The sequence below is a fragment of the Erythrobacter sp. Alg231-14 genome (assembly GCF_900149685.1).
Classification (GTDB): Bacteria; Pseudomonadota; Alphaproteobacteria; order Sphingomonadales; family Sphingomonadaceae; genus Erythrobacter.
The window spans coordinates 174861-196436 of record NZ_LT702999.1 but is presented as its reverse complement, the minus strand read 5'-3'; the positions used below and the strand labels follow the sequence as shown (position 1 = coordinate 196436).

General features: G+C 57.7%; 17 protein-coding genes. All 17 read left to right on the top strand.

The features are described from left to right. Positions 1-46: 46 nt before the first annotated feature. Positions 47-1732 (top strand): peptidoglycan D,D-transpeptidase FtsI family protein, encoded by a 1686-nt coding sequence (locus BQ8290_RS00930; protein WP_337661475.1) that lies wholly within the window; start codon positions 47-49, stop codon positions 1730-1732. Next, positions 1729-3270, top strand: coding sequence for a UDP-N-acetylmuramoyl-L-alanyl-D-glutamate--2,6-diaminopimelate ligase (locus BQ8290_RS00925; protein ID WP_108786838.1), 1542 nt, complete (start codon positions 1729-1731; stop codon positions 3268-3270). The genes BQ8290_RS00930 and BQ8290_RS00925 overlap by 4 nt, the downstream gene beginning before the upstream one ends. Next, a complete protein-coding gene (locus BQ8290_RS00920) occupies positions 3267-4739 on the top strand; it encodes a UDP-N-acetylmuramoyl-tripeptide--D-alanyl-D-alanine ligase (RefSeq protein WP_108786836.1) in 1473 nt (490 codons plus the stop codon). The genes BQ8290_RS00925 and BQ8290_RS00920 overlap by 4 nt, the downstream gene beginning before the upstream one ends. 20 nt (positions 4740-4759) lie before the next feature. Then, positions 4760-5830: a phospho-N-acetylmuramoyl-pentapeptide-transferase gene (gene mraY, locus BQ8290_RS00915; RefSeq protein ID WP_108786834.1), complete on the top strand. Its 1071-nt coding sequence runs from the start codon at positions 4760-4762 to the stop codon at positions 5828-5830. Between the two features lie 10 nt (positions 5831-5840). Next, a complete protein-coding gene (gene murD, locus BQ8290_RS00910) occupies positions 5841-7271 on the top strand; it encodes a UDP-N-acetylmuramoyl-L-alanine--D-glutamate ligase (RefSeq protein WP_108786832.1) in 1431 nt (476 codons plus the stop codon). After that, positions 7268-8506, top strand: coding sequence for a peptidoglycan glycosyltransferase FtsW (locus tag BQ8290_RS00905; RefSeq protein WP_108786830.1), 1239 nt, complete (start codon positions 7268-7270; stop codon positions 8504-8506). Before murD ends, BQ8290_RS00905 begins: the two co-directional genes overlap by 4 nt. Further along, positions 8503-9735 carry an undecaprenyldiphospho-muramoylpentapeptide beta-N-acetylglucosaminyltransferase gene (gene murG / locus BQ8290_RS00900; protein ID WP_108786828.1) on the top strand — a complete coding sequence of 411 codons (1233 nt, stop codon included), beginning with the start codon at positions 8503-8505 and terminating at the stop codon, positions 9733-9735. The genes BQ8290_RS00905 and murG overlap by 4 nt, the downstream gene beginning before the upstream one ends. After that, entirely contained in the window at positions 9732-11156 is a 1425-nt protein-coding gene (gene murC, locus BQ8290_RS00895) for a UDP-N-acetylmuramate--L-alanine ligase (RefSeq protein WP_108786826.1), read from the top strand. The genes murG and murC overlap by 4 nt, the downstream gene beginning before the upstream one ends. Continuing rightward, the gene (murB, locus tag BQ8290_RS00890; protein WP_443112303.1) at positions 11153-12139 is read left to right on the top strand and encodes a UDP-N-acetylmuramate dehydrogenase; all 987 of its coding nucleotides are present in this window, start codon (positions 11153-11155) and stop codon (positions 12137-12139) included. Before murC ends, murB begins: the two co-directional genes overlap by 4 nt. Further along, complete coding sequence (locus tag BQ8290_RS00885; protein ID WP_108786824.1) at positions 12136-13113, top strand: D-alanine--D-alanine ligase; 978 nt, start codon at positions 12136-12138, stop codon at positions 13111-13113. Before murB ends, BQ8290_RS00885 begins: the two co-directional genes overlap by 4 nt. Then, positions 13100-14011: an FtsQ-type POTRA domain-containing protein gene (locus BQ8290_RS00880; protein WP_108786822.1), complete on the top strand. Its 912-nt coding sequence runs from the start codon at positions 13100-13102 to the stop codon at positions 14009-14011. Before BQ8290_RS00885 ends, BQ8290_RS00880 begins: the two co-directional genes overlap by 14 nt. Then, positions 14011-15345, top strand: coding sequence for a cell division protein FtsA (gene ftsA, locus BQ8290_RS00875; protein WP_108786820.1), 1335 nt, complete (start codon positions 14011-14013; stop codon positions 15343-15345). The genes BQ8290_RS00880 and ftsA overlap by 1 nt, the downstream gene beginning before the upstream one ends. 241 nt (positions 15346-15586) lie before the next feature. Continuing rightward, positions 15587-17392: a cell division protein FtsZ gene (gene ftsZ / locus BQ8290_RS00870; protein WP_108786818.1), complete on the top strand. Its 1806-nt coding sequence runs from the start codon at positions 15587-15589 to the stop codon at positions 17390-17392. A 139-nt stretch (positions 17393-17531) separates the two neighbouring features. Then, a complete protein-coding gene (locus BQ8290_RS00865; RefSeq protein WP_108786816.1) occupies positions 17532-19103 on the top strand; it encodes a tetratricopeptide repeat protein in 1572 nt (523 codons plus the stop codon). Positions 19104-19258: 155 nt separating this feature from the next. Further along, entirely contained in the window at positions 19259-19765 is a 507-nt protein-coding gene (locus BQ8290_RS00860; RefSeq protein WP_108786814.1) for a YbjN domain-containing protein, read from the top strand. Between the two features lie 32 nt (positions 19766-19797). Beyond that, positions 19798-20622 carry a pyrroline-5-carboxylate reductase dimerization domain-containing protein gene (locus BQ8290_RS00855; RefSeq protein WP_108786812.1) on the top strand — a complete coding sequence of 275 codons (825 nt, stop codon included), beginning with the start codon at positions 19798-19800 and terminating at the stop codon, positions 20620-20622. A gap of 164 nt (positions 20623-20786) precedes the next feature. Then, entirely contained in the window at positions 20787-21545 is a 759-nt protein-coding gene (locus BQ8290_RS00850) for a Bax inhibitor-1 family protein (protein ID WP_108786810.1), read from the top strand. The last annotated feature ends 31 nt before the right edge of the window (positions 21546-21576 follow it).

The following is a 21576-nucleotide window of genomic DNA, read 5'->3' as shown; positions in this document are numbered from 1 at the left end:
TGAACCGGGCCCCGCCATTCCGGCCGGCCGGGTGAAATTTGTCCATATGCGGTACAGCCTATTGGTCACGGCGCGGCTGCGGCTGTTGGTGATTATTGGCGTGTTCGCCTGTGTCGCATTGGTCGCGTTGATGCGCGTTGGATATCTTGGTTTTGTCGGCGCTGCGCCAAGTGAGACAAACCTTGCCGATGCATTGTTGCCGCCGCGCGGAGAGATCACCGATCGCAATGGCACTCCGCTTGCCCGCACATTCCCGGCCTATGCCTTGTGGTTCAACCCGCGCGCCATGGGTGACGACGGCGCGCCATTGGTGGCTGAACCCGATGCCGTGGCTACGCGCCTTCAATCTATTTTCCCCGATCTTGATGTGGAACGCACCGTTCGCGTTTTGTCATCGGATCGCGGCGGTTACATCATGCGCCGCATTCTACCCGAAGATGCAAACCGGGTTTTCGAATTGGGCGAAGTCGCCTTGGAAATTCCGCGCGAATATGACCGCCACTACCCACAAGGATCATTGGGATCGCATGTTCTCGGCTACGTCATGGAAGACGACAGCCGCGAGCTTGTCGGCCAATTGGGCATGGAGCAGGTCCTTAACCCGCAATTGTCTGATCCGGAATTGCGTGGAAATCCGATTGCATTGTCGATTGATCTTCGGGTTCAGGGTGCTCTCGAAGATGAGTTGAATAAAGGCATGTTGGCCACCGACGCCATTGGCGCGGCGGGCATCGTATTGGATGTAGACACCGGGGAAGTGATGGCGATGGCCTCGCTCCCTGCGTTCGATCCGAACTTGGCCAATGTTCAACATTCGCCCAACATCTATAACCGCGTCACCAATGCGACCTACGAATTAGGATCGACGTTCAAGCCGTTGACCATCGCCGCCGCAATCGACGCCGGTGTCGTGCGCGATTTGAGCGCGGAGTGGGACGCGAGGCCGGTTGAGATGGCGGGACGGCTGTTCCGTGACCTGAAACCAAAGGGCGACACCCTTAACGTACCAGAAGCGTTGGCCTATTCATCCAACACCGTAACGATGCGGATCGCCGATGAATTGGGCGAAGCGCGATTGCGCCAAGTGATGTTGGACCTGGGCATGAATGTGCGGCCCGACATTGAATTGCAGGCTCGCGGTAAACCGCAATGGCCCCAAGAACGACCCAACGGCACGTGGTCGCGGCTTACCAATATGACGGTTAGCTATGGTCACGGTATTGCTGTCACGCCGCTTCATTTGGCCAGCGGCTATGCCGCCATGGTCAATGGCGGAATTTGGCGTCCGGCCACGTTGCGCCGGGTTGAACCGGGTGCGCAAGATCGCGGTCACCGCGTGTTCAAGGCCTCGACGTCATCGCGGATGCGTCAATTGCTTCGCATGATCTCGATCTACGGCACCGGACGCAGCGCCAACGCCGCCGGCTTTCGTGTGGGTGGTAAAACCGGCTCGGCCGAAAAGGCCTCGGGCGGTGGTTACCGCGAAACCGCACTTATTTCGTCCTTTGCCGCCGCCTTTCCTATGGACCGACCGCGTTACGTCGTGGTCACCGTTCTTGATGAACCGCGCGGCACCGCTGCTAGCCGTGGGCAACGCACGGCGGCATACACCGCCGCGCCGATTGTGAATGAGTTGGTTCCCCGGATTGGCCCGATGTTGGGCGTATTGCCCGATGCCAATCGCGATGTGGACATTTCTGATCTGCGTTATTTGGTGGAGGGACGGCGGTGAAGCTTGCCGCATTGATCCAACGCGCCGCGATCAACGGCTATTGCGACACGGTGGCCGCCACAGATGTTGGCGATGTGACCGTCACAGGCTTTGCTATCGATCATCGCAAGGTCGCGCCGGGCACAGTCTTTGGCGCATTCAAAGGCGAGAAATTCAACGCAGAGGATTTTATCCCTGCCGCGATCGAGGCCGGCGCGGTGGCGATTGTCGCGTCCGGGGATGTTCACGTCGAAGGCGCGATGCACATTGCGAGCGATGAGCCGCGTCAATCCTTTGCGCAATTGGCATCGGGTTTCTTCACGCCGACGCCACGGCATATCGTCGCGGTGACCGGAACCAACGGCAAAACGTCCTGTGTTGAAATGACTCGCCAGATTTGGCGCATGTGCGGCGAACGCGCGGCCAGCATTGGGACTTTGGGCGTAACCACGCCGGATGAAAGCGTTTCCACCGGATTGACCACGCCGGATATCGTGACGTTCCTTGGCAATATGAGCGGATTGGCGCGCGAAGGCGTCACCCATGTCGCCTATGAAGCATCCAGCCATGGCCTTTCGCAATACCGCAATGAAGGTTTGCGGGTTGCCGCCGGCGCGTTCACCAATTTTAGTCGCGATCATCTGGATTACCACGATACGATGGACGCGTATTTCGCGGCCAAGATGCGGCTGTTTGATGAAGTGGTTGAGCCGGGTGGATCGGCGATAATTTGGGACGGCGGGGATAATTGCAAGTGGACCCGCCGCGCCATTGGGCATGCGCGAAATCGTGACCTGCGCGTGCTTGTCGTTGGGTCGCCTTGTGCGGACGATCCGGACACGGATCATGGCACCTTCCTTCGCCTGACAAAGCGCGAGGCGACCCAGCTCGGCCAAATGCTGACCGTTGAATACGAAGGGGCCGAACGTACCATCAAATTGCCATTGATCGGCGCTTATCAAGCGGCCAACGCCCTGGTCTCGGCGGGCTTTGCGCTGTCGCTTGGTGCGGAAGCATCACAAGTTTTCGACGCGGTCACCCGCCTTCAACCGGTGCGCGGCAGATTGGAACGCGCGGTCATCACGCCGGTCGGTGCCCCTGTTTATGTGGATTACGCGCACACGCCCGACGCATTGGAAGCGGCCATCGCGGCATTGCGCGGCCATGTGGACGCGGCACGGGGCGGCAAACTGATCGTTGTATTCGGCGCTGGTGGGGATCGCGACACGGGCAAAAGAGGCCCGATGGGCTCTGTCGCCGCGCAATTCGCGGATGTCGCGATTGTCACGGACGACAATCCACGCGGCGAAGATCCCGGCATCATTCGAAGCGCGGTTCTAAGCGGCGCAAACGCGGCAAGCCACGTAACAGCGATTGCCGGTCGACGCGAAGCTATCGCCGCAGCCACCGCACAAGCGGGTGCAAACGACATCATTCTCATTGCCGGAAAAGGGCATGAGCAAGGACAGATAATCGGTTCTGGAGACGATATGAAAATATTGCCATTCGACGATGTGCAGGTTGCACGCGAATGCGCCGCTCAAGGGGTATCGGCATGAAACCTCTGCACGCACAATCGCACGCTTTGCTGCACAAATGGCCGTTGGATCCGCGCGATGCTTTGCCTATGTCCTTGTGGGATGCGGCCAGCGTTGAGGCCGCCACCGGCGGCCGCGCAAGCCACGCCTTTCAGGCATCCGGCGTCGAAATGGACAGCCGCGATGTGCGTCCCGGTGACATCTTCATTGCCTTAAAGGGTGAGGCGATGGATGGTCACAAATTCATCGATGCAGCGTTTGCCAAAGGCGCGGTTGCCGCAATCACGGATCGTGCCGTCAATTACCCACACGTCTTAGTCAAAGACACAAACGCGGCGCTTCACGCGCTTGCGCATGCCGCGCGCGACCGCAGCGATGCGACCCGGATTGCCGTAACGGGCTCGGTCGGAAAAACCGGCGTGAAAGAAGCGATCTTTGCCAGTCTTAACCGTGCCAGTCGCGGGGCAGCCCATCGCTCCGTTCGCAGTTACAACAATCACGTTGGTGTTCCACTGAGCTTGGCCAGATTGCCCGCCCGCGCGGATTTTAGCGTGTTTGAAATGGGTATGAACCACACCGGCGAAATCGCTCCATTGGCCGATCATGTTCGCCCTCACATTGCGTTGATCACCACAATCGCACCCGCTCACATTGAAAATTTGGGCAGCCTTGAGGCGATCGCGGATGAAAAATCACAAATCTTCACGGGGATGGTGAAAGGCGGCACCGCCATCATCCCTGCAGACAGCGAATACACCGAGCGGATGGTCAACCACGCGCGAAAATTGGGCGTAAAGGTCGTTACATTTGGACGCAGCGCGGATGCCGATGTGCGGTTGCTTGATGCCATTCCCGAAGGGCACGGCGGATCGCTCGTCACCGCCGATCTTGGCAGTCAACGCGTGTGTTATTCCGTCGCCGAGCCGGGCGACCATTGGATTTCCAATTCTTTGGGGGTGATGGCCGCCGTTCGCGCCGCAGGTGGCGATTTGGCCAGCGCCGGTTTGGCGTTGGCCGAAATGGGCGGATTGAAAGGCCGCGGCGCGCGATTTGATATCACAGCGGTTGGCGGCAAAGCGTTGCTGGTCGATGAAAGCTACAATGCGAACCCAGCATCGATGCGCGCAACGCTGCGAGCATTGGGTCAAACACCTGCACACCGCCGGGTCGCGGTGCTGGGCAGTATGAAGGAATTGGGCGATTTTGCTCCACGCTTTCACGCGCAGCTCGCGGAACCGTTGGCCGATGCACAGATCGACCATGTGATCCTAGTTGGCGATGAGATGCGTCATCTGGCCGTAGAGCTGGGGAGAAGGAGCGCCGCCTCGCTTGGCTTTACCCCCAGCTTCGCGCATTGCGAAGGGCCTGCGCAAGCCATGGCGGAACTCGATATGTTCGGTCTTACAAACGGGGATGCGGTGCTCGTAAAGGGTTCCAATTCGGTTGGCTTAGGCAGTCTGGTGTCACACTTTACGCGCGATCAAAAATGACCCGCGCTCAAGGGATCTGAATGCTCTATCTGATCGCTGAATGGCTTGGCTTTGAAGGCTTATTGAATCTGGTTCGATATCAGACGTTTCGTTTCGGCGCGACGTTGATGACGGCGTTGGTATTTGGACTGATAATTGGTCCAAAGTTCATCAACATGTTGCGCGTGCGCCAAGGCAAAGGGCAGCCGATCCGCGAAGATGGACCACAAAGCCATCAGGCAAAAGTGGGCACGCCGACTATGGGCGGGCTTATGATTTTGGTGTCCCTTGCATTGTCATTGATGCTTTGGATGGACCTGCGCAGCCCCTTGGTTTGGGCATGTCTTGCGGTGACGATCGGTTTTGGTCTGATCGGTTTTCTGGATGATTACGACAAAGTGTCCAAAAACAGCCATGCCGGCGTTTCGGCAAAGGTCCGGTTGCTGGGTGAATTCATCGTCGCTGGGATCGCCAGCTACCTCATCGTCAGCCAGATCAACACCAATCTGTACATCCCGTTCTTTTCGGATGTGAGCATCCCGTTGGGCCCGTTCTATTACGTGTTCGCGGCGGTATTTATCGTGGGATTTGGCAATGCGGTGAATTTGACCGATGGGCTGGATGGCCTGGCGATTATGCCGGTAATCATCGCATCGGGCACATTTGCGATAATCGCCTATTTGGTCGGGCGCGCCGATTTTAGCGAATATTTGGGTATTCCGCATGTGCCGGGCGCGGGCGAGTTGGCGATATTCTGCGCCGCGATAATGGGCGGCGGATTGGCGTTTCTTTGGTTCAACGCACCGCCTGCCGCTGTTTTTATGGGCGACACTGGTTCACTCGCGCTGGGTGGGGCTTTGGGTGCGATTGCGGTTGCTGCGCATCACGAAGTGGTTCTGTTGATCGTCGGCGGATTGTTCGTCGCCGAAACCGCCAGCGTCGTTATCCAAGTGTTCTGGTTCAAACGGACCGGCAAACGGGTTTTCCGTATGGCGCCCATTCATCACCATTTCGAACAGCTCGGCTGGAGTGAGAGCAAGGTCGTGATCCGGTTTTGGATCATCGCGATTATCCTCGCGCTTGTCGGGCTTGCCACGTTGAAGCTGAGGTAACGCGCCAACCGTGATCACCTCCACCGCCTTTGCCGACAAACGTTACGCGATCCTCGGGCTCGCGCGTTCCGGCGCGGCGGCGGCAGAAGCGTTGTTGGCAAGCGGTGCGGATGTGACTGTGTGGGATCGCCAGCCCAATGCGCGCGAGCCATTCGAAGGGCGGTGCACCATCGCCGATCCGTTGGAGATGGACCTTACCGGATTTGATGGATTGGTGGTGTCACCCGGCGTGCCGTTGAACACGCATCCGATTGCTGCGCATGCCGCGCAATTCGGTGCTCCGATCATCGGCGACATCGAATTGTTCGCGATTGCCCGCCCTGAATTGCCCCCGCACAAAGTGATCGGCGTGACCGGCACCAATGGTAAATCCACCACAGTCGCCCTAATCCACCACATCCTTCGCAAAGCGGGCATTCCCAGCGTTCTGGGCGGGAACATTGGTGAACCGATTATGGCGCAAAAGCCGTTGGCGCCCAATGATCGCGGAGATGCTGTCTACGTTCTCGAATTGTCGAGCTATCAAATTGACCTCACATTCAATCTGGATTGCGATGTCGCAGCGCTGACCAATATCACGCCCGATCATCTTGATCGCTATGCCGGGTTTGAGGCGTATGCCGCATCCAAGGCGCGCCTATTCGCCATGCAATCGGCGGGACGCGTATCGGTGTTGGGTGAAAGCATGTGGCACGACCATCGCGAACGCATTGATCAATACGATCAAGGTCAAAGCGAGTTGTGGTGCAATCCAAACACCGATCCAGCCGATCCGTTCGGCCTGATGACGGCGGGGGGTGAGCCACTAACTGCGCAAGCCGATTGGCCTTCATTGCAAGGGCCGCACAATTACGAAAACGCCATCGTGGCAATTATGATGTGTCAGGCATTGAACCTGTCGGATCAAAGCATCGCCCAAGGGCTGCAATCCTATCGCGGATTGCCGCATCGGATGGAGCGTTTGTGCACCGAGGATGGTGTCCTCTTCATCAACGATAGCAAAGCAACCAACACAGCATCGACCGCCCCGGCATTGGCGGCGTTTCCTTCCGATTCCGCGCATCGCCGGGTTCATTGGATCGTCGGCGGATTGGCCAAAGAGGATGGTCTGGGCGAATGCGCCAACCATTTGGGCAACGTGGCTGCGGCTTACACCGTTGGTGAAGCGGGGCCGCGATTTGCCGAATTGTTGGATGGCAATGTGCCTAATGTCGAACGATGCGAATTGGTGGGCGAGGCCGTGCGCCGTGCAAGATCCGCATCCAAACCCGGCGATGTCGTCCTCTTCTCTCCGGCTTGTGCGAGTTTCGATCAATTCCGTGATTATGAGAAACGCGGCGAACATTTCCGCCAAGTCGTTGGTGTAATCGCCGAAGATGGCGTGGATTGCACGCCAGCCGGGATAATCGGTTCGGGATCCATGGGAAGCGAAGCCGCATGAGCACCGCCTATTCCCCATCCAATCATGGCACCAACTCTGCCGTTCGCGGCGATGCCAAATTTCACGCACCCGTTCCCACCCGTCGCGGCTTGGGCGAAAAGATGCGCGTTTGGTGGCGCGAAGTCGACAAATGGCTTTTGGGACTTGTCCTCCTTTTGATGATGTTGGGCACAGTTGCCGTTGCGGCGGCATCGCCGGCGGCGGGCAATCAATACAATGTTGGTGAATTCGTCTTCTTCAAACGTCACATCGTTTTCCAAATGCTGGGCGTGGGCGTGATGGTTGCGGTTTCATTCGTCAGCCGCGAAAACGCGCGGCGCATTGGCATCTTGATGGCGGTGGCGATGCTATTCCTGTTGTTCCTTGTGCCGATTATCGGAGTCGAAAAGAACGGCGCGCGCCGTTGGTTGGACCTTGGTATGTCTCTTCAACCGAGCGAATTTCTAAAACCCGGTTTTGCGATCCTGCTGGCGTGGATGTTGTCTTGGCGATTGCGCGATCCAGAATTGCCCGTGTTGGGATACGCGACATTGACGATGGCACTGGTGGGCGCGTTGTTGATGCTGCAGCCCAATCTTGGCGCGACGATCCTTTTTGGCGGCGTTTGGTTCGTGCTGGTCTTGCTGTCCGGTGTGTCGATCCAACGTGTCGCCGCGCTTATCCTAGGTGGGTTGGCGTCGATCACGGCGGCCTATTTCCTGTATGACAATGCGCGATACCGCATTGACAGTTTCTTTGGCGGGGGCACCGCCTTTGATCAAGTCGACTTGGCGCAACGCACATTGTTGAATGGCGGTTGGACCGGCAGCGGTCTGTGGCTGGGAACGCGCAAAATGAACCTGCCAGAGGCACACACGGATTACATTTTCTCTGTGATTGGTGAGGAATTTGGGCTTTTGATGTGCGGCCTATTCCTTATCCTATTTGTTGCGATCGTCGCGCGCGCATTGGTGCGGTTGGTTGACGAAGAAAACCTATTTGCGCTCCTTGCAGGGGCGGGCCTTGCCACCCAAATCGGTGGGCAGGCGTTCATCAACATGCTGGTAAACCTTCAACTCTTCCCGTCGAAGGGCATGACGTTGCCATTGGTCAGTTACGGTGGTTCATCCACCATTGCCGTGTGTTTCACGATCGGCCTGTTGCTCGCCATTACACGGCGCAATCCGTTCCTCGAACGCGAAACGCCGGGATTAAAGAACCTATTTGAGCGCCAAAAGAATGAGGAGCGCACATGAACAGCGAAACGACACAGCACGTGCCAACCGGCGCCAGTCGTCATTTCGTCCTCGCCGCTGGGGGCACCGGGGGGCATTTGATCCCTGCCTTTGCATTGGCAGAGGAACTGCATGCGCGCGGCCACCATGTTGCATTGATTACAGATGAGCGTGGCGCGAATATTCCGGGAAAGCCTGAATTTCTGACCGCCCACATTCTGCCAGCCGGTCGCTTTGGCAAAAATCCCTTGCATTGGTTTGGCGGCGTTCGGGCCGTCATCGAAGGGCGCAATATGGCGCTGCGACTGTTTGAAAGTTTTGAACCATCGGCGGTGATTGGCTTTGGGGGATACCCCGCATTGCCGGCTTTGTTGGCATCTACATCGGCCGGAATTCCCAGCGCTGTGCATGAACAAAACGCGGTCTTTGGCCGGGTCAATCGTCTCTTGGCCGGGCGCGTCCAAGCGATTGCGACATCATACCCCGAAGTCGCGCGGCTAAAGCCCAAGCACGTCGAAAAGACGCATCTTGTCGGCAATCCCGTGCGCGAAGAAGTTCTGGCGTTGCGCGATGAAGACTACCCTGAGCTCACCGAAGAAGGGTTGTTGAGGGTTTTGATCACGGGCGGAAGCCAAGGGGCAAGCGTCCTATCCGAAGTGGTCCCCGATGGTTTGGCTATGTTGCCGCCGGCCTTGTGCCAACGGTTGCAGGTTACCCAGCAATGTCGAACCGAAGATGTTGACGCGGTGCGGGAACGGTATGCCAATCATGACATTCCGGCCGAACTGGGCACCTATTTCGAAGACATGCACGAACGGCTGGCGGGGACGCATTTGTTTATCGGTCGAGCGGGCGCATCGACGATCGCGGAATTGACCGCAGTTGGACGCCCGGCGATCCTAATCCCATTGCCGATCGCGACCGACGATCATCAAGCGGCAAACACCGGCGAAATTGCGAAAGCCGGCGGCGCGCGTATGATCCGCCAAGACAATTTCACACCCAAAGAATTGGCCAAGCAAATTCAGGCTTTAGCCCAAAACCCAACCAGCTTGGCCAATGCCGCGCATGGCGCCTGGAATTGCGGACGGCCCAAAGCGGCGAAAGACTTGGCCGATTTGGTCGAAAGTATGGGCGGCATTGATTTGATGGATGTCATCCGAGTGGGCGAGGCCGCGCCGAAAAAAGCCGCGTCCGCCACGAAACCGCAGACCGCGACCCGCGATCGGGGCGAGGACGCCGTTCGATGAAGGGCGTCGGCACAGATATTGGCACGATCCACTTCGTAGGAATCGGCGGCATTGGCATGTCCGGCATCGCCGAGGTGATGCACAATCTTGGCTACAATGTTCAGGGCAGCGACCTTTCCGACGGGCCCAGCGTTGAACGCCTGCGCGCGCGCGGCATTGCGGTGCATATCGGCCATGCAAGAGAAAACGTTGCGGGCGTATCCGTGGTCGTCACGTCAACCGCCGTGCGCCGCACAAACCCCGAAGTCGCGGCCGCTTTAGAAGAACGTATTCCGGTGGTTCGCCGCGCCGAAATGTTGGCGGAACTAATGCGGTTGAAATCGACCGTCGCTGTCGCTGGTACGCACGGTAAAACAACCACGACCAGCATGATCGCCAGCGTTCTGGACACCGGCGATGTTGACCCAACGGTCATCAATGGCGGTATTATTGAACAATATGGTTCCAACGCGCGCCTTGGCGATAGCGATTGGATGGTGGTTGAGGCCGATGAAAGCGATGGCAGTTTTCTAAGGCTCGACGGCACAATTGCAGTTGTGACCAATATCGACCCCGAACACCTTGATCATTACGGCGATTTTGAAGGTGTGAAACGCGCCTTTGTTGAGTTCATTCACAACGTGCCGTTCTATGGCGCGGCGATCTTGTGCGTGGACCACCCTGAGGTTCAGGCCGTGATTGGCGATGTGCGCGATCGCAAGGTCGTAACGTATGGTTTCTCTCTTCAGGCCGACATATGCGGCGTCAATATTCGCCCCAATGAGGGGGGCAACACATTCGATGTGATTGTGCGTCAACGCGGCGAAGAAGACCGCCGGATCGAGGGCGTGCATTTGCCCATGCCCGGACGGCACAACGTTCAAAACGCTCTTGCCGCGATTGCGGTCGCGATTGAAATGGGATGCGCAGACAGCGTTATTCGTGAAGGCTTCAACAGCTTTAGCGGCGTGCGTCGCCGCTTTACCAAAGTTGGGTCGATTGCCCTTGATGGTGCGGTGGTCAGTGTGATTGACGATTATGCCCATCACCCAGTTGAAATTCGCGCCGTGTTGGGCGCGGCACGCGAAGCCGTTCCCGAAGGGCGCGTCATCGCGGTTGCCCAACCGCATCGCTACAGCCGCCTGAACGATTTGATGGATGATTTTCAATCGTGTTTTAACGATGCCGATATGGTGTTTGTAACCCCTGTGTTCGAAGCCGGGGAGGACCCGATTGAAGGCGTTGACGCAGAAAGCCTTGTTGCTGGGTTGAAATCACGCGGTCATCGCAGCGCGCGCACAGTGTCCAGCCAAAGCGACCTTGCCATCACACTTGCCGCAGAAATCGAACCGGGAGACATCATCGTGTGCCTCGGCGCGGGGGATATCACCAAATGGGCTGCTATGCTTGCGGGCGCGATTGAATCAAAGCGGGAGGCATGACGAACATGACACAACCCGATGACTGGACTTCTCCGGAAAATGGCCGCGACAACGGCATGGCGCCGACCTGCGCCGTTGATGGCGGTGCCAGCGCGCCCGTTCCAATTGAGAACATCCGTGGCCGGCTGACTCAAAATGCGAGTTTGGCCAAACATGTTTGGTTTAAAGCAGGCGGAAACGCCGATTGGCTATTTGAACCCGCAGATCTCGATGATCTGAAATCCTTTTGCGAAAACCTAAACGGTGACCATCCCGTCATGGCGTTGGGTGTAGGTTCCAACATGATTATCCGCGATGGGGGCGTGCCCGGCATCGTTGTGAAATTGGGTAAGGAATTTGCCAATGTTGAGGTGACCGGCGACACCACTGTGACCGCCGGTTCGGCAGCGCCTGCCAATATGGTTGCCCGACGCGCAGCCAAGGCGGGCATTGATGGCTTGGCGTTCCTGACTGGCATTCCGGGATCGGTAGGCGGCGTCACCAAAATGAACGGCGGCTGTTACGGCCGCGAAACATGCGATGTCTTGGTCGATTGCGATGTGATTTTGCCCGACGGGCAGTTTGTCACTTTGACCAATGCCGATCTTCAATATTCATACCGCCATTCCGTTTTGCCCGAAGGGGCGATTGTGGTGGCGGTTCGGTTTGAAGGTGTGCCGGGGGATCCGGACGCGATCAAAGCCGAAATGACGCGCATTTCTGATCAACGCAAAGGCGCACAACCCATCGGCAGCATGACCGGCGGATCGACGTTCAAGAACCCTCCTGGCCACAGCAGTTGGAAATTGATCGATGATGCGGGATGTCGCGGCCTGATGAATGGCGGCGCTCAGGTCAGCGAGAAGCACTGCAATTTCCTCATCAACACCGGCTCTGCCACGGCGACAGAAATCGAAGCATTGGGAGAGATGGTGCGCGAGAAAGTTTACGCCAATTCAGGCGTTCAGCTTGAGTGGGAAATTAGACGCGTGGGTCGGCCATGACTGCAAAACCACCCCTCCATATCGTGGTCCTCATGGGCGGCTGGGCGAATGAACGCGAAGTGTCCTTGATGAGCGGTGCGGGCGTTGCCGATGCGTTGGAAATGAACGGTCATTCTGTCACCCAATTGGATTTGGACCGCAACGTCGCCCAACGTTTGGCAGAGTTGAAACCCGATGTGGTTTTTAACGCGCTGCACGGTGTGCCGGGCGAAGATGGCAGCGTCCAAGGTATGCTCGACCTGATGGGTATTCCCTACACCCATTCCGGTCTCGCGACGAGTGTGATCGCGATCGACAAACAGCTGACCAAACAGGCGCTTGTCCCGCATGGCATTCCGATGCCGGGCGGCAGAATCGTTGCAGTCGATGATCTGCACATGCGCGACCCTTTGCCGCGCCCATACGTTCTGAAACCGGTCAATGAAGGATCCTCCGTCGGTGTCGCGATCGTCACCGAAGACAGCAATGTCGGCAATCCAATTGCACGCGAGGCCGTCGGCCCTTGGCAGGATTTTGACGAATTGCTCGCCGAACCCTTTATTAAAGGGCGCGAACTCACCACCGCTGTCATCGACAGCGCCAATGGACCGCGCGCGTTGGGCGTGACCGAGTTGATTATCGAAACCGGTTTTTACGATTACGAACACAAATACACCGAAGGGCGCACACAACATGTGTGTCCCGCCAACATCCCGCCGGAAATCGCCGCATTGTGTGAGCAATACGCTATCAAAGCTCACGAGGTTTTGGGGTGTCATGGCACAAGCCGCACCGATTATCGGTGGGATGACGAACAAGGCGAAGACGGCTTGTTCGTTTTGGAAACCAACACCCAACCGGGCATGACCCCGTTAAGCCTTGTTCCGGAACAGGCGCGTCACGCCGATATTGGGTATGCCGAATTGGTGGAATTGATCGTGATGGAAGCGATCCGCGTCCACAATTTATCAGGGGGATCGCATGGCCAAGATTAAGCGGAGCAGCGGCAAAGGCGTTCGCCGCGCAGCCAAATCGCAGAGCCGCGCCGCGGGCGCGCGCCGGGCAAAGGCAAAGACCACCGGAATGGTCGATCGTGTCATGGGCGTTTTGCCGTTCACCGAAGAACAATGGAGCACGATCTGGCTCACCATCATAATTGGCGGTGCGGTTGGTTTGGCCTTTGTAATCGCCAATTTGGCCGGCGTTCCTGCCATGGCACGCGCGCAAGTCGCGGTGATGGCATCGGATGCTGGGTTCGAGGTCAAACATGTGCGGGTCACCGGCACCGAACGGATGGACGAACGTCAGGTTTACGCCCGCGCTTTGGCACAAAAAGACCGGCCGATGCCACAGGTCGAGATTGAGGCGTTGCGCGCCGAATTGCTCGAACTGCCATGGGTCAAAGACGCGCGAGTTTCGATCCAACTGCCATCGACCTTGGCGATCGATATTGTAGAGCGAACTCCGCACGCCGCCTTGCAAAGACCCGATCGTTTGATGCTTATCGATGCAGAGGGCGTGGAGTTGGAACCTGTTTCGGCAGAGGCCGCCACTGATATGTTGCGCATATCGGGACCGGGCGCTGCAAAACAAGTTGAGCCGTTGGATCAATTGTTGGCATCGGCACCGGCGTTAGGCCCCCAGATCGAAGGTGCCGAATGGGTTGGCAATCGGCGTTGGAACCTGTCTTTCAAAAGCGGCCAAGTCCTTGCTTTACCCGAAGGCGCCGATGAATCGGCAAGCGCATTGGTGAAATTTGCGCGAATGGATGGCCAAAACCGGTTGTTGGGCGGACAAGTGGCTACATTTGATATGCGATCACCGCCGCGGATTTACATGCGTGTGCCGGGCCGTGCGGACGCGGTCGAATTGGGCGAAACGGGGAACCCATAATGCCAGCGAGCAAAGCCGCCTCTAAACAAGTTGCCTCGAAAGCGCGCCTAGCCAAGATATTTGGCGCGGTGAATGTAGGATCGTTCCGCATTTCGGCGATGATCATGGGCGAAACCGAAACCGGCGATTTGATCGTGCTGGGCTCGGGCCATCGCGCCAGCCAAGGCATAAAGCGCGGCTATGTCACCGACATGAAAGCCGCGACCTACGCCATTCGCGATGCGGTGGAACGGGCGGAGAAAAACGCCGGGACCAGCGTTCAAAGCGTGTGGATTGCCTGCGCAGGGGCCGGATTGAAAAGCCGGGTTTCCAAAGTTGAAATCGAAATTGGCGGTCGCCGGATCGAAGAAGAGGATATCGAACATCTCCTGATCGAGGCGCGCGGTATGATCGAACCTGACGGGCGTACCGTCCTTCACGCACAACCGGCTCATTACACATTGGATGGCGCGCATGGCGTTGCCAATCCGCGTGGATTGCACGCCGAACGTTTGGGCGTCGATGTGCATGTCATGTTGGCAGATGGTGCGCCGGTGCGAAATTTGATGGAAGCGGTCCAAAACGCCCACCTCGAAGTGGAAGCGGTTGTCGCTGCGCCGCTTGCATCGGGATATGCGTGTCTTTCACCCGAAGAGCGAGAGCTTGGCGTGGCGCTGGTCGAAATCGGCAGCGACGTGACCAATGTCTCTGTCTTTGCCGGTGGGATGTTGTTGGGTTTGCGCGCCATTCCGATGGGATCAGGCGACATCACTGATGCCGTGGCCAGCGCGTTTGGCATCCGACGGTTCCAGGCCGAGCGTTTGAAATGCGTATCAGGATCCGCCATCGCTTCACCTAGCGATCACCGCGAGATGATCCCCGTGCATGGCCCGAACGAAACCGTCGAAGACGCCAGTGGCCCACAAGCCCGCGGCGCAGATGACAAGAACCGGATTGCGCGCGCCGAATTGATCTCCGTCATCACTCAAGCTCAGGCTGAATTGACCGGCGAAATTGGCCGTTCTTTGAAAGGGATGGGCTTTTCCGGGACCAGCGCAGGTCAAGTTGTCTTAACCGGAGGCGGCGCCGAATTGGCGGGATTGGCTGAATTCACGCAAAGCGCCTTGGCCATGCCCGTTCGCATTGGCCGCACTCCAACCCTAACCGGTCTTCCCGAAGCGCACGCCACGCCCGGTTTTGCGGGTTTGGCGGGCCTTTGCCTTTACGCGGCTGAAGACCCGATAGACATCCGATCGGTTGGCTCACGTTACACCAGCCACAAGGATTTTGGCGGTTCATTGGGATCGACCTTTGCGATTGGTCGGCTTTGGCGGGCGATGCGCGAGTATTTTTGACCGGTTGAAGGTCGGCAATCAGGCCGGCCGCCGGTTGTAAAAACTGGTAAGGTGGTGCCGCAACAAGGCGAGCGGAGGATTCACCAAAGCGAAATCATGGTGTATGAGGGCTAATAACCCGCTGTGGATAAGGATTTTCGCGGGATAACGGGCGCATCGCGAATGTGTCACAGACAAAGAACGTAGAAATAACCGCGCAAAGTGGACCTTTACCCAATTTTGCGTCTGGAGGATTTAAGCGATGAGCATCAATATCGGACCAGCGGACACCGACGATCTGCGCCCCAAGATCACCGTAATCGGTATCGGTGGAGCGGGCGGCAACGCAATTGGCAATATGATCGCGTCTGAAATCGAAGGCGTTGAATTCATCGTCGCGAACACGGATGCTCAGGCATTGAACAGCAGTTCTGCCGAAACGCGCATTCAACTTGGCCCCGATATTACCGGCGGTCTTGGCGCGGGTGCACGTCCCGAAGTTGGCAAAGCGGCGGCCGAAGAAACCGTTGCCGAAATCGAAGAGGCGCTTGAAGGCGTCAACATGGTCTTTATCGCCGCCGGTATGGGCGGGGGCACCGGAACTGGCGCCGCGCCAGTCATCGCCGAAGCGGCCCGCCGCAAGGGTGTTTTGACGGTTGGCGTGGTAACAAAGCCGTTCTTGTTCGAAGGCACGCGCCGTATGCGCGCGGCCGAAGCCGGCATTGCCGAACTGCAAGATCACGTCGACACGTTGATCGTGATCCCGAACCAAAATCTGTTCTTGGTCGCAAAGCCTGAGACGACGTTCAAAGAAGCGTTCGAACTGGCCGACGAAGTGCTTCAACAAGGCGTGCGTTCAATCACCGATCTGATGGTGATGCCAGGTCTTATCAATCTCGATTTTGCCGACGTTCGTTCCGTGATGAGCGAAATGGGCAAAGCCATGATGGGTACCGGCGAAGGCGAAGGCCAAAATCGCGCTTTGGATGCGGCGGAACAGGCGATCGCCAATCCGTTGCTGGATGGGGTGAGCATGCAAGGCGCAAAAGGCGTCATCATCTCCATCATCGGCGGCGAAGACATGAAATTGATGGAAGTGGATGAGGCCGCAAACCACATTCGCGATCTTGTCGATGAAGACGCCAACATCATTTGGGGCAGTGCGTTCAATCCCGACCTTTCGGGTAAAATCCGCGTATCTGTTGTAGCGACAGGCATTGAACAAACCGCATCAGGCGAAGCGCCGCGGGCGACCCCATCATCTTTGTCGAGTTCACGTGCGCCAAAACGGCCCGTTCTCGACCTAGCCGGTGATGGCGCGATGGATGCAGTGGAGGAAAGCGTTGCGGCGGTGGCTCCAGAGCCGGAGCCGGAGCCGGTTATTGAATTGACCGCACCAGAGATGGAACCTGAGGCTGAGCCCGAGTTTGAGGCAAGCGCACCGGTGATCCCGGATCCGGTGGCCGATGCGATGGCTGCGGAAGACGATGAAGATGAAGACGCATCGGATGGCAATGAACCCTTTGACCTGACCGGCATGCAAGCCGGCGACGAAATGGGCGACGAGGGCGACGACGTTGACGGGATCGTTGATCCTCTGGCGGGCCTTCGCGGTGCCGATGATGAAGACGCCGCCATGATGGACGGTGGATCGGAAGCCGGATCGGACGGCGACGGCGAATATTCGGAATATCAGGAAGTTGATGGCGCGGAACAGGATGATCTTCTTGCCGATGCCGACCGGCTGTCCGAAGAAAACAACCCGGTCGAAGCACGGTTGGGCGGCGGACGTCGCCGGGGTATCTTGGGATCTGGCGGTGATGAAGCCGATAGCGGTGGATCCGAAGGCGGAACCGAAGGTGGCGGCGGAAACGCTGCTCCCGCAGGATCTGGCGGTGCCGGTGCCGGTGCCGGTGCTGGTGGCGGTGCAGCAGGTGGTAGCACCTTGTTTGAACGCATGGCCAATCTGTCGCGATCTTCGGGATCGGAAGACGACGATGATGACGAAGATGGTGACGCGCCCGCGCTCAGCATCCCTCGTTTCCTCGGTCGGCAGAACAATCAGTAACGTACGCTAAGGCCATGATTGCGCGGGCGGCTTTGCTCGGCCGCGCTTCATCCAATTTAGCACCCTGTTCGCCCCGCGTTTTGCGCGCACTGGGTGACGCCGCGTCTATTAATGCTTAGCGATTTTGCGTGTGAGTACGATGCCAAACACCTCCCGCCCTATCGCGCTATTGTTTAGCGCGGCCGCTATCGCTGCCGTTCATTTCCTGCCAGTAAACGCCGCGTTTGCTCAGGATTCCACCGCCCGCGAAGTTGTTCAACCGCTGCCATCGCCAGAAATTCAACGTTTGAATCGGGCGTTGTTGGAACTGGCCCGTCGCCCGCGCCGGATCAGCGCACTCTTAGAAGCAGGCGATGCGTCTTTGGCAGTGGACGATCACGATGCGGCCTTGGGGTTCTACGGTCGCGCGGCCGATATCGAACCGGACAATCCACGCGTCAAACTGGGTTTAGCGCGCGTGTACATCAAATCTGGGCGCCCGGTTGAAGCCATTCCGTTGCTTAACGCAGCGCGCACCGGCGGTGTCCCGGCAGGTGAAGTGTTAAGCGATCAAGCGTTGGCGTTTGACCTGGTCGGTGATCAGGATGCGGCGCAAACTGCCTATGCCCGCGCGATTGAATTGAACCCGCAAGACGACGAAGCGCGCCGGCGATTGGCATTGAGTTATGCGATTTCCAACAATGATGTTGGGTTTCAATCGACGCTCGCCCCGCTGATCGAGGCACGCGACGTTGCGGCCATCCGTGCGCGCGCATTTGGTCTGGCGATTTTGGGAGAGCAGGAGCGGGCTGAGGCGATTGTTGACGCCGTGATGCCCCGCGATTTGGCCACCCGCATCAACCCATATCTCGCCTATATGCCCCGCCTGACTGCGGCACAGCAAGCGGCGGCCGCCAATCTTGGTATTTTCCCGCGCGCGGCCGATATTGGCCGTGAAGACCCGCGGATCGCTCGTTTTGCGCAAGAGGGTGCAGCAGGGGCTTTGTTGGAGCCGGTGGGTGAACCACTGGGCGCTCCGATTGCGGCGGAACCACCAGTCCAAATCGCCAGCGTATCGCGCGAGGTGGTGCAGAGCGCCCCACCTTCAGTAGAGCAAGCCGAACCGGTTGAAGCAAACACCGCACGCCGAACCGAACCCGCCAGCCCCGGATTTGATTTGGCGCGGGCATCGGAAACAGAGACCAATTCTGGATCAGGGGCGGTATCGGGCCAAGCATCTTCTTTGCCGGACATCGCCACAACGCAAGTTGTTGGCGAGCAAGCGCAACAATCACGCGGCAATCCAGCGACGGTTGCCGATGCTTTTGCTGACCTCAGATCCGGATCGGATGGTGCCGCAATGCCAGTTGCCGGTTCCAGCGGTGATGCCGTTGATCTCGCCGCGATTGAAATTCCACGTGAAGCACCGCCTCAGGCCGCGCCCGAACCTGCCGAGCCGGAACATGCTCGCCGGATTTGGGTGCAATTGGCCACCGGTCGCGATGTTGATGCATTGCGCTTTGATTGGCGCCGATTTGTTCGCCGCGCGCCCGAATTGTTGGGCGCATTTGAACCCCATGTTACGCCATGGGGGCAAGCGAACCGATTGCTGGCCGGACCGGTCGATAGCCGGTCTGACGCGCGGGCATTGGTCAACGGCTTGGCAAGTGAGGGGCTAGAGACCTTTACCTACACCAGCCCAGAAGGCACGGAAATTCAGCGTCTTAGGTAAAAGTTTGGGTCATCCCCGGCTTTCTTTGCACAAGCTTTGAACAGGCGAAATGGGTTCTCCCCAGCGCTCCACCGCGCGTGCATTGCCATTCGATGTGGGTTGGGGGCATTCGTTAACGCGATGCAAACCAAACCCCTCCTTTCGAAAGCCTTCCCATGAGACCGCGTGAACCTGAATATAGCGCTAATGACGACGCCGCGCCCGTAGAAATGCTTGCCGCTTTGTTCGAAGCGCGTGGGTGGGATTGTGAAGTTGTTGCCGACGATGAAATGGTCGGCGAAGTGCAGGGCAGTTGGGCCAAATACCAATTGCGCGCAATTTGGCGCAGCGCGGACAATGTGCTCCAATTCCTATGCATGCCCGATATCCGTGTCACGGATGAGAAACGGCAACGGGCCTACGAACTGCTCAGTTTGATCAACGAACAAATGTGGTTGGGCCATTTCGACATTTGGTCAAATGGCGACGTCTTGCTGTATCGCCATGGCGTGTTGTTGGGCGATGATGGCATGTTGTCGATCCAACAAGCGCAATCGCTTGTGGAATGCGCCATTGATGAGTGCGACCGTTTTTATCCGGCGTTTCAATTCGTTCTATGGGGTGACAAATCGCCGCGCGACGCGTTGGATGCCGCGATGGTTGACGCGGCGGGTGAAGCGTAGCCATCTAAGGATGCGAAAGGCGATGTTTTCCAATGGCGACCAACGATCAAAGCGGCGGTAAGGCAGGACAATTGTTGATCATCGGATACGGCAATATGTCGGGTGCGATGTTGGCGGGCTGGTTGAATGCGGGGGGCGATCCGTCGCGCTTTGCAGTGCTCAATCGGTCGCCCAAATCCGTCCCCGCAGGGGTCACACAATTCACCGATGTTGCTCAGGCCGTTGAAGCAAACGCCCATGACGCCATCATGCTTGGTTTCAAACCGCATCAATTGGATGAGACCGCACCCCAATTTCAGGCATTGGCCAAGGGTGTCTCGGTGCATTCGCTGTTGGCGGGTAAGACCTTGGCGCAATTGCAGGACGCCTATCCGGGCGCCACATCTCATATTCGGGTGATGCCGAACCTCGCCTCTCGCATCAACAAATCACCGATCATTTTGATGGATCACGGGTTGACCGATGACCAACGCGGCCGTGTTTCGGCCCAGTATGACATCTTAGGCAGCGCGGTTTGGTTGGAGCGGGAGGAGCAATTTGATCTCGCCACAGCCTTGGCCGGCTCAGGGCCGGGCTTCGTGTACCGTTTCATCGACTCTTTGGCGCAGGCTGGGGCGAAATTGGGTCTTGAACCCGACCAAGCGCGCAGCCTTGCATTATCGATGGTCGACGGCGCCGCATCGCTGGCCGCTCAGGCAGACCTTTCTCCGGGGGAGTTGGCCGATCGCGTGGCAAGTCCGGGCGGCATGACACGCGAAGGGTTGAATGTCTTGGATGATGTTGACGCCCTGACTGAATTGCTGACCCGCACACTGGCGGCAACCCGTGATCGCGGGGCTAAGTTGTCTTCAGGCTAGGCCATGATCGAAATTTCAGCGTTTCGTTAATTATAGCACGTGAAAATCTGAACAATTATCGGTGAATTTCAGTCGGTTTCGCTTGAAATCGCGCGGCAAAACACCGATATTGGATGCAGACGGCGCGTATAGTCGCGCCACATTTGGAAAAGTAAGGGATCCACATGGCTGATTGGAGAAACACTCAAGGCGGCGGTCAGGGCTTTGGCTCGGCTCAACGCGCGGGTGGCGATGCCGAAGGGCGCGTTTCCTATGACGAGGGCCTGCGTTCGTACATGCTCTCCATTTACAACTACATGGCGTCGGGCGTTTTGTTGACCGGCATCGTCGCTGTCCTGTTTTCTTGGGGCGACATGGAATCGCCAGCAGCTTGGCTCGCGATTAACGGGGGCCTGCTGTTCTGGGCTGTGAAATTGTCTCCATTGGCCTTCATCCTTGCGATGAGCTTTGGCCTCCACAAAATGAGCCAAGGGACGCTTCAAGCGGTTTTCTGGGCGTTTGCGGTTGTCATGGGCATTTCGATGTCGACGATTTTCCTCGTCTACACCGGCGAATCCATCGCGGTTACATTCTTCGCAACGGCTGGGGCGTTTACGGGCCTGTCGCTGTGGGGCTACACGACAAAGAAAGACATTTCGGGCTGGGGCAGCTTTTTGATCATGGGCGTCATCGGCCTGATCATTGCGAGCGTCATCAACATCTTCCTTGCTTCTGAATCCATGGCATTTGTGATCAGCGGCATCGGTGTTTTGATCTTTGCTGGTCTCACCGCGTACGACACGCAAATGCTGAAAAATCAGTATCAATATGTCCAAGGGACCGAGTTCATGGGCAAAGCGGTCATTATGGGGGCGGTGAACCTCTATCTCGACTTTGTGAACATGTTCATGTTCCTGCTGAGTTTCTTGGGCAGCCGCGAGTAAATCACGCGTAAGCTTCGCAGAACCATTCTGC